The following is a 9097-nucleotide window of genomic DNA, read 5'->3' on the forward strand; positions in this document are numbered from 1 at the left end:
AAAATTCTGGTTAGAATGTTGTTTTAGTGTAAAGATTGGGTGGTAATAACCGGATAAAGTTTCCCGTTTAAGGCAAAGGAAATTTTTTGTGTTTCCTCAGAAACAACCAGTGCAAGAGCATCACTTTGCTCTGTTACTCCTAGTGCAGCACGATGTCTTGTCCCTAGTTTCCTTTCTCCCACATCTTTTGTCGTTAAGGGAAGAACATTCCCCGCTGAAACAATTTTATTTCCTCGAATTAAAACAGCACCGTCATGAAGCGGATTCCCAGGATAAAAAATAGACTCCAATAAGGTAGAAGTTACAGTTGCTCCTACTATTGTTCCTTTTTGAATGATGGCATCAAGTGGGTTCAGACGTTCGACGACAATTAAAGCACCATGATGCTGTTTTGATAAATGTTGAACACAGATAGACAGGTCTTTGTAGGTATCAGTAAAAGCTGATAAATAACAATTTAAATAAAAAGATGCAGCCATAGATTCAATATATAACAAATTTTTCTTAATCTCTTCAAGGTTACCTAATACACAATAATCTTCGTTCTCTAATATATTTAAATTCTGTTGTAATTCGTGGATAAGTTGTTGTATATGTTCCGCTACTTTTTGTTTCATAGGTGAAAAATCGCAATCAGCGCCATTCACGTGTAAATCCCCCTTCCCACTTTATAATCTGAGTAGTTGTTATATGAATCGACCTTTATATCCTGCAAGAATGCTGTTGAACATTAAATTCCTCAAGTAATATCTCCTCTATTTGAGACATAGAGGTGCCTAAATGCCAGCATCCCATTCCCCCTACAAGTGCTAAAGATAGTATCGGCAAAGCGTTCGATCAATATGAATTAGGAAATAAAACCAGAAAATAACTGAGATTTGAATGGTTGCAATCAAATATGAAGAAAAAAATTATCAAACAAATGTAATTGTTAAAAAGGACACATCTGAAAAACAAATTTTGTGTATCGCACAGGAACAAATTAAGAAACAATGGTTACAGTAACAAATAAAATGTGATATATCTTCAGGTCTTTTAATGAAAGGAGCAAAGGGAGTTGAATGAAAAGAAAGAAGTTGGAGAAAAAGCTGTAGATTATGTGAAAGAAGGAATGGTGGTTGGACTTGGAACTGGGTCTACTGTATTTTATACCATCTCTAAGCTTGGAAAATTAGTTCAACAAGGACTTTCTATTAAAGGAATCCCTACTTCGAAACAAACGGAAAAATTGGCAATAGAAGTAGGCATCCCACTTGTTTCGTTTCATGAAATTAACCAAATTGATGTGGCTATCGATGGTGCAGACGAAGTAAGTCGCGATTTAGATCTCATTAAAGGAGGCGGAGGTGCCCTTTTAAGAGAGAAAATAATCGCGAAAGCAGCTAAAACTTTTATAGTAGTAGCTGACCCACACAAAATGGTGGATAAATTAGGATCATTTCCACTACCAGTAGAAGTGGTGCCTTTTGGATTTGAAATGACAATGAAATATCTGCAAGAGCTCGGTGGCAGTCCACAGTTACGACAAAAAGATGGGATTCCTTTTCGAACAGATAACGATAACTATATTTTTGACTGCAGCTTTCCAGAGATTACATCCCCTGAAGATCTAGAGAAGGACTTGAATCTAATACCAGGTGTTGTCGATAATGGATTATTTATTGGAATGGCTGACAAAGTTATTACCTTGAATGGGGATAAGAACATTAGCATCAATGTGCGAAAATGAAATGGGTAAGGAGAGGAACAATGTAGTCAGCTTTATTTTAAGTGGAGCAGGTAAGCAATATTGTTAACTTCTGCACTGTTACAAATCTTAAATGTATCGATAATGACTTTCAATTATAAGGAGGACTGAAAAGTGGAATCAATGACTTTTGTCTTATTTGGAGCAACAGGGGATTTAGCTAAGCGGAAAATTTTCCCTGCCCTATATAACTTATATGTAGACCAAAAGCTTCCTGAGCGAATATCCATTATTGGGCTTGGAAGACGCCAATTATCTCATTTGGATTTTCAAGAAAAAGTAAAAGAATCACTATTAACCTTTTCACGCCGTTTAGAACACAATGCTTCAGAAATGGGAGGATTTCTAGATGCCTTTCGCTATAGTGCATTAGACGTAACCAATTCAGAAGATTATCAAAAATTGCTGCAAGTAGTGAAACAAAGAGAAAATGAGTTGGAAATAAAGGAAAACAGAATGTTTTATCTTTCGGTTTCTCCTGAGTTTTTTGACATCATTGCTTTAAACATTAAGGAAAGTGGCCTTGGTAGAACGGATGGTTGGAAGCGCCTGATGATTGAGAAACCGTTTGGCCATGATCTTCAGTCTGCCCGGGAACTCAATGATAAACTTAGTCGAGCGTTTGAAGAAGAGGAAATATATCGTATTGACCATTACCTAGGCAAACCAATGGTCCAAAACCTTGAAGCTCTTGAATTTGCAAATCCTGTTCTTCAGTCGATTTGGAATCAAGAGCATATCGCTAATGTACAAATAACTGCTAGTGAAACCGTTGGGGTCGAAGAAAGGGCAGGATATTACGATCAAGCAGGAGCTATTAGGGATATGGTCCAAAACCATATGTTACAAATGCTAATGATGACTGCAATGCATCTACCCGAAAAGATTAATGCATCTGAAATTCGAAATGAAAAACGAAAAGTAATGGAAGCTCTACGCACAGTGAAAAAAGAAGAGGTTCAATCCCATATTATTCGTGGTCAATACATTTCGGGAGAGATTAATGACGAGTCAGTTGTAGGGTATAAAGAGGAGCCTGGAGTGAATTCTTCTTCTAAAACTGATACCTTTGTCGCTGCGCGTTTATGGATTGATAATCCGTTTTGGACTAAGGTTCCCTTCTATATACGGACAGGAAAAAGAATGAAGGAAAAATCTACTCGTATTGTAATCGAATTTAAGAATACATTAAAACTGCATTACAAAGATAATGATCAAAAAGTAGAACCTAATTTATTAATAATTGAAATCAGTCCAGATGAAAATGTCTCACTACAATTAAATAGCAAGAACCCATTGAAAAACGGAAAAATCGAACCTGTTCGCATTAATTTCTCTTGTGAGCAAACAGGAGTTGGAGTGCCTGAAGCTTATGAAAGGCTCATTTATGATGCTTTAATCGGAGACTCTACATTCTTTGCACATTGGAAGGAAGTTGAATTGTCATGGGAATGGGTACAGCCCATTCTTGAAGCATTTGAGGAAGATCTGTTGCCTCTTTATGAATATCAGTCAGGTTCATATGGTCCAGACGCTGCTAATTCCCTATTGTTAGAAAATGGATTTAAATGGTGGTTGGATGAAAAAATTGAGAGCAAAGATAAGACACTTTAAAAAATAAAGATGTTTAGGAGGGGTATGACTATGACACAAAATATTGATAACTTAGCAGTTAATACCATTCGAACTTTATCTATTGATGCCATCAACGCGGCAAATTCAGGTCATCCAGGTCTCCCAATGGGGGCTGCACCAATGGCCTATGCATTATGGGCGAAGCATTTAAATCACAATCCTGCAAATCCGGCATGGTTTAACCGTGATCGATTTGTTTTATCTGCGGGACATGGATCCAGTTTGTTATACAGCCTCCTTCACCTAGCCGGATATAATGTCACGATTGATGACTTGAAAAACTTCAGAAAATTAAACAGCAAAACACCAGGGCATCCTGAATTTGGCCATACTCCTGGCGTAGAAGCAACAACGGGTCCATTAGGGCAAGGGATTGCAAACGCTGTTGGAATGGCAATGGCGGAAGCTCATTTAGCAGCAAAGTTTAATAAGGAAGGGCACCCTGTTATTGATCACTATACGTATGCTTTAGTCGGTGATGGCGATTTAATGGAAGGGATTTCCTATGAGGCGATGTCAATGGCTGGACATATGAAGTTCGGTAAGCTAATTGTGTTGTATGATTCAAATGATATCTCCCTTGATGGTGAATTAAACGTATCTTTTTCCGAAGATATCAGAAAAAGAGCGGAATCTGTCCACTGGCACTATGTAAGAGTGGAGGATGGTAACGACGTTGAAGCCATTTCAAAGGCAATCGAGCTAGCAAAACAAAATGCCGACCAACCAAGTATCATTGAAATTAGAACGATTATCGGTTACGGAAGCCCTAAGGTAGCAGGAACGAATAAAGCACATGGCGCACCACTTGGAGCAGAAGAAGGAAAAGTAACCAAAGAAGCCTATAACTGGCTGTATGAAGAGGATTTTTATGTTCCAGAAGAAGTAAAAGCGCACTTTGGACAATTAAAGCATAAGGGAATGGATGCTGAACAAAACTGGATGAAATTATTCCAATCCTATAAGCAATCCTTCCCAGAATTAGCAGAACAATTAACCAATGCTATTGATGGAAAAGTTCGCATAGATGCGAAAGAGATACTAACCTTTGATGCTGGAAAATCTGTATCAACGCGTGTTGCCAGCGGGGAAGCAATCAATTATTTTGTAAATAAAATTCCAGCGATTTTTGGCGGCAGTGCAGACCTGTCACATTCTACAATGACCGAAATTAAAGGGGAACAAATTTACGCAGTCGAATCTTACAGTGCACGCAATGTCTACTTCGGTGTACGTGAGCATGCGATGGGGGCTGCAGCAAACGGGATAGCTTATCATGGAGGATTAAAGCCTTTTGTAAGTACATTCTTTGTATTCAATGACTATCTACGTCCATCAATCCGTTTGGCAGCATTATCAAAACTTCCGGTTATCTATGTATTTACACATGATTCAATTGCCGTAGGTGAAGATGGTCCTACACATGAGCCAGTTGAACATTTAGCTGCTCTTCGCTCGATACCTGGGCTGACCGTTATAAGACCAACTGACGCAAATGAAACGGCAAGTGCCTGGGCATATGCTCTTCAGCAAACAGAAGGTCCAGTAGCATTAATATTAAGCCGTCAAAATTTACCGGTATTTAACGAAACAAAAGCAAATGTGGATAATATTTCTAAAGGAGCTTATGTACTAACTGAAACAAATTCAACACCAGACGTAATATTAATTGCTACAGGTTCTGAAGTCTCATTAGCTGCAAGTGCAAAAACAGAACTAGAAAAAGAAAATATATCTGTTCGGATAGTTGCGATGCCAAGCTGGGAATTGTTTGGCCAGCAATCAGCAGCCTATAAAGAAGCCGTTCTACCTTCTTCTATTTCAAAACGTGTTGCGATTGAAATGGGTATCTCATTGGGATGGGAACGCTTTGTTGGATTTGAAGGAAAAGTATTATCTATTGAGACATTTGGTGCTTCAGGAGATGGTGCTGCGGTTATAAAACAGTTTGGATTCACGACTGAAAATGTTGTTCAGTTCACGAAAAGCGTTTTAAATCATAAATAATCTTAAGTAGCACTTCGGGTCAAGGAAAATGGACTGTCGAAACCGCTCTAGATCTTCAAACTGCTACTCCAGTTATTGCTATGTCTTTATTAATGCGTTATCGTTCTCTGGAGCAAGACACCTTTACAGGAAAAGTTGTAGCTGCATTAAGAAATGAGTTTGATGGACATGCTATCGAAAAGAAATAAAATAAACTCATTTTAGTTTGAAAATGGAGGAGAAGTAATATCAAATTTTTCATTGATACTGCAAATTTAGATAAGATTAAAAAGACTTATTGATCAACCAGGAGTTGGAGCATATAAAAAGAATATGTTTGCACTACTTGGTAAACCAGGCTGTGAAGCTGAATTACTCAAACGCGTTGCTAAATAAAATAAATAGACTAAAAACACCCTTATTAAATAAAAATAAGGGTGTTAAGATTGTCCAAAAACTTCATTTTCAAATTATAAATCCATATAAAGTAGAGTTCCTGTATAACTGTTTCTTCTAACTTACAAAAACACGCTGTATTTACGCAACATAAAGAAGTAGCTAATCTATATGATTTGGAAAGGCGGAATTAAGTATGGATATGTATGTATTGCTGGTTACATTGGTCGCAATTGTGATTGTCGTTTTGGGCGTATCGTGGTGGAAATGGCATGCATTTATTAGTTTAACCGTTGCGAGTTTGTTCTTAGCAATTATGGCCGGATTATCACTGGATAAAATCGTTAGTGCCTATGAAACTGGGGTTGGAAATGTTCTAGGTCACTTAGTTGGAATATTGGCGTTAGGTACGATTTTAGGAAAGATGATGGCAGAATCTGGCGCTGGAATGCAAGTGGCAAATTTCTTCGTTCGATTCTTTGGTGTCAAGAAATTACCATGGGCTATGCTATTGTCTGGTTTTATTATCGGAATCCCGGTGTTTTTTGAAGTTGGCATTTTAATCTTATTACCTTTAGTAATCTCAATTCATAAAACAACCAAACAAAATATTTTATTAATCGCTTTACCTGCGATTACTGGCCTATCGGTAGTACATGGTCTTGTACCGCCGCATCCAGGGGCAATGGCCGCAATAGGGATCTACAAGGCTAATCTTGGAAAAGTGCTTCTCTACTCACTTATCATTGCGTTGCCTGCAGCCATCATCGCAGGTCCAATGTTTGCAAAGTGGATTCATAAACGTGTGCTTCCTGAAGGAGAGCCAGAGTTGATTCGTATTAATACCGCGGTGAAGAATTTACCGGGAACAGGCATTTCATTCTTTGTTATTTTATTGCCTGTATTATTAATGCTATTATCAGCTAGTGCACTATATATGTCACTGCCTGATAGCCTGATGAAAGTCTTAACGTTAATTGGCAGTCCTGTCGTTGCCCTTTTGATTGCTAGTTTTACGGCATTCTACTTTCTTGGACTTCGTAATGGCATGGATAAACAAGCTATTAAAAAATTTACAGAAGAAAGCCTGTTGCCAGTTGGTTCAATCCTTGCAATCATAGGAGCCGGCGGCGGATTTAAGCAAATTCTTATCGATAGTGGTGTAGGGACAACCATTGCTCAAATGTCCGAACATTTATCCCTATCTCCGCTTGTTTTGGCGTTTTTGATAGCTGGATTAATTCGCATTGCAACAGGTTCCGCGACGGTTGCCTTAACAACAGCAGCTGGTATCGTTTCACCAGTTGTCCAACAAATGTCGGGTGTGAATCTGGAATTGCTTGTTATCGCGACAGGTGCGGGATCATTGATGTTCTCACATGTAAACGATGCTGGATTCTGGATGGTAAAAGAATACCTGGGATTATCCGTGAAAGAAACCTTTAAAACATGGACAGTGTTGGAAACAATACTTTCATTTGTTGCCTTTGGCGGTGTTTTATTGCTTAATTTGTTTGTTTAAAAATTTTACCCTTATCTATTTGGATAATTTTACGTTTCATATAAATCATTTTTTTCCGAACGCTAGTAGTAACAAAATCTTATTTGTAAGGGGTTTGATTTATATGGAACGATCCTTATTAAGAATATTGACTGTTGCTTGTATTGCATCAACGCCATTCATTTTTAAGCGTAAAAACTTACTAATGGATTTGATAATATTCTTCTCAAAAGGTGTATTATCAACCTGTATTGATTCTTATTGTATAAAGACTAAAAAACTAAAATATCCAGTGAGACCATTTCCAAAGGTATTTGACACAAATATTTTGTACGACTTATTAATGTTTCCTCTTCTCAGCATTGTATGGGTCCGATGGACGTACAATGCGAATTTAAAAACAACGCTTCTAAGAAGTTTGTGGTTTAGCGTTCCAATGTCAATCGCTCAAATGATAATGGAAAAAACGACAAATCTGTTTAGTTGGAAATCTTGGTCGGTATGGCATACTTTTGCATCAATTAATTTCACGTTATTCACAATTAGAGGAGCGGTCTGGTTGTTACGAATATTTACTGAACAAAATAAATCAGCGAATATAAATGTGAACCATCAAGAGGATAAGGAAAAAACTTTTGGACACATTCTTCCATTTAAGGGGACGTCCTCAAATTATGTTGAATTAGAAAATTCTTATCAATAATCAGTCTGAGTTGCTACGGAAGAGCAAAGTCAAAGAGGTAAGGGAAGGATTATAGAAATTGACCATTATAATTTAGTTAGTGATTGGTACTTTAGAATATCTTATGGAAGGTATTCTAAAAATTGCAGATTAAATATTTTAAAATAATATTAAAAGGAAATAAATTGCCCCCAAAACGAGCAAACAAAGCAGTTTACCGTTTTGAGGGTGTTTTTCTTTTTTGCTTGATGGGCCTCTGGCGAGATCTCTAATTTGACTTAATAACCTTTTCATATTTTTTCACCAATCTATCAGATTTTGCTGAAAGAGTACCCCTACTTCAATTTCTTGAAGGGGATGAGCCCAGAAATAAGGAGGGTACTGAAAAAGTCCACTTAAAGAGAAAAATAAGCTGACTATCCACTATATGTAGATGGTCAACTAGTTTTTATTTTGTATATATTGATGGGGATTTCTTTATTTGCCGAAAGCACATACTTTTTCAGTGGCCTCGAAATAAGTAGGGGGTGAATTTCAGCTTTGCGAAGCAAAAAATTCTTTCATCGTGTACTGGAATTTGTTAAAATGTAATCAGAACATACGATCGTTTATTATCTTGGAAAAAGACGAGGTGAAGAGAATGTTCATCAACAAAGCGTATAAGTTTCGTTTATATCCAAATATAGAACAAGAAGTGCTAATTGCGAAAACAATTGGTTGCAGTCGTTTTGTCTTCAATCGCTTCCTTTCTTTGTGGAACGAGACATATCAAGCAACAGGAAAAGGCTTATCATATAGTGCTTGCTCTTCCCAACTTACACAACTGAAAAAAGAATTCACTTGGTTACAAGAGGTTGATTCACATTCTCTGCAATCATCCTTGAAACATCTTGCAGACTCATTTGACCGTTTCTTTAAGAAGCAAAATGCAGCCCCACGTTTTAAAAGCAAGAAAAATAAGGTGCAATCCTACACGACAAATATTGAAAAGAAGAATCAGCTTCCTGAAGTAAGTATTGCAGGCAATCGTATGAAATTGCCGAAGTTAGGTTGGGTTCGTTTTGCAAACAGTCGTGAGGTGCAAGGGCGTATCTTGAATGCTACTGTCAGACGAACTCCTTCTGGCAAGTACTTTGTATCCTTGTTAGTC

8 protein-coding genes and 2 pseudogenes are annotated in these 9097 nt (G+C 37.5%); 9 read left to right on the top strand and 1 reads right to left on the bottom strand.

What is annotated here, in order from left to right; translation table 11 throughout:
* Window positions 1-23: 23 nt before the first annotated feature.
* Complete coding sequence (gene cdaS / locus AAHB12_RS26915) at window positions 24-647, bottom strand: sporulation-specific diadenylate cyclase CdaS (protein WP_342048331.1); 624 nt, start codon at window positions 645-647, stop codon at window positions 24-26.
* Between the two features lie 235 nt (window positions 648-882).
* Here cdaS and AAHB12_RS26920 point away from each other — a divergent pair, with 235 nt between their 5' ends.
* The 9 genes and pseudogenes from AAHB12_RS26920 to AAHB12_RS26960 all read left to right on the top strand — a co-directional run.
* Entirely contained in the window at window positions 883-1005 is a 123-nt protein-coding gene (locus AAHB12_RS26920; RefSeq protein WP_342048332.1) for a BA3454 family stress response protein, read from the top strand.
* Window positions 1006-1057: 52 nt separating this feature from the next.
* A complete protein-coding gene (rpiA, locus tag AAHB12_RS26925; RefSeq protein WP_342048333.1) occupies window positions 1058-1729 on the top strand; it encodes a ribose-5-phosphate isomerase RpiA in 672 nt (223 codons plus the stop codon).
* A gap of 132 nt (window positions 1730-1861) precedes the next feature.
* Window positions 1862-3361, top strand: a complete 1500-nt coding sequence (gene zwf / locus AAHB12_RS26930) for a glucose-6-phosphate dehydrogenase (protein ID WP_342048334.1) — start codon at window positions 1862-1864, stop codon at window positions 3359-3361.
* Between the two features lie 30 nt (window positions 3362-3391).
* The gene (gene tkt / locus AAHB12_RS26935) at window positions 3392-5389 is read left to right on the top strand and encodes a transketolase (protein WP_342048335.1); all 1998 of its coding nucleotides are present in this window, start codon (window positions 3392-3394) and stop codon (window positions 5387-5389) included.
* An 11-nt stretch (window positions 5390-5400) separates the two neighbouring features.
* Window positions 5401-5577: pseudogene (locus AAHB12_RS26940) on the top strand (phosphogluconate dehydrogenase (NAD(+)-dependent, decarboxylating)); the annotation flags it as partial.
* Window positions 5578-5668: 91 nt separating this feature from the next.
* A pseudogene (locus tag AAHB12_RS26945) lies at window positions 5669-5764 on the top strand (hypothetical protein); the annotation flags it as partial.
* A gap of 196 nt (window positions 5765-5960) precedes the next feature.
* On the top strand, window positions 5961-7286 hold the full coding sequence (locus AAHB12_RS26950) for a GntT/GntP/DsdX family permease (RefSeq protein ID WP_342048336.1): 1326 nt from the start codon (window positions 5961-5963) through the stop codon (window positions 7284-7286).
* Between the two features lie 103 nt (window positions 7287-7389).
* The gene (locus AAHB12_RS26955; RefSeq protein ID WP_342048337.1) at window positions 7390-7968 is read left to right on the top strand and encodes a CBO0543 family protein; all 579 of its coding nucleotides are present in this window, start codon (window positions 7390-7392) and stop codon (window positions 7966-7968) included.
* Window positions 7969-8587: 619 nt separating this feature from the next.
* On the top strand, window positions 8588-9097 hold a 510-nt coding region (locus AAHB12_RS26960), incomplete at its 3' end, for an RNA-guided endonuclease TnpB family protein (RefSeq protein ID WP_342048338.1).

This window comes from Bacillus sp. OTU530 (assembly GCF_038440375.1).

Coding starts and splice junctions, on each gene's coding strand:
- AAHB12_RS26920 (WP_342048332.1), top strand. CDS start 883: ATGGTTGCAATCAAATATGAAGAAAAAAATTATCAAACAAATGTAATT.
- tkt (WP_342048335.1), top strand. CDS start 3,392: ATGACACAAAATATTGATAACTTAGCAGTTAATACCATTCGAACTTTA.
- AAHB12_RS26955 (WP_342048337.1), top strand. CDS start 7,390: ATGGAACGATCCTTATTAAGAATATTGACTGTTGCTTGTATTGCATCA.
- AAHB12_RS26950 (WP_342048336.1), top strand. CDS start 5,961: ATGGATATGTATGTATTGCTGGTTACATTGGTCGCAATTGTGATTGTC.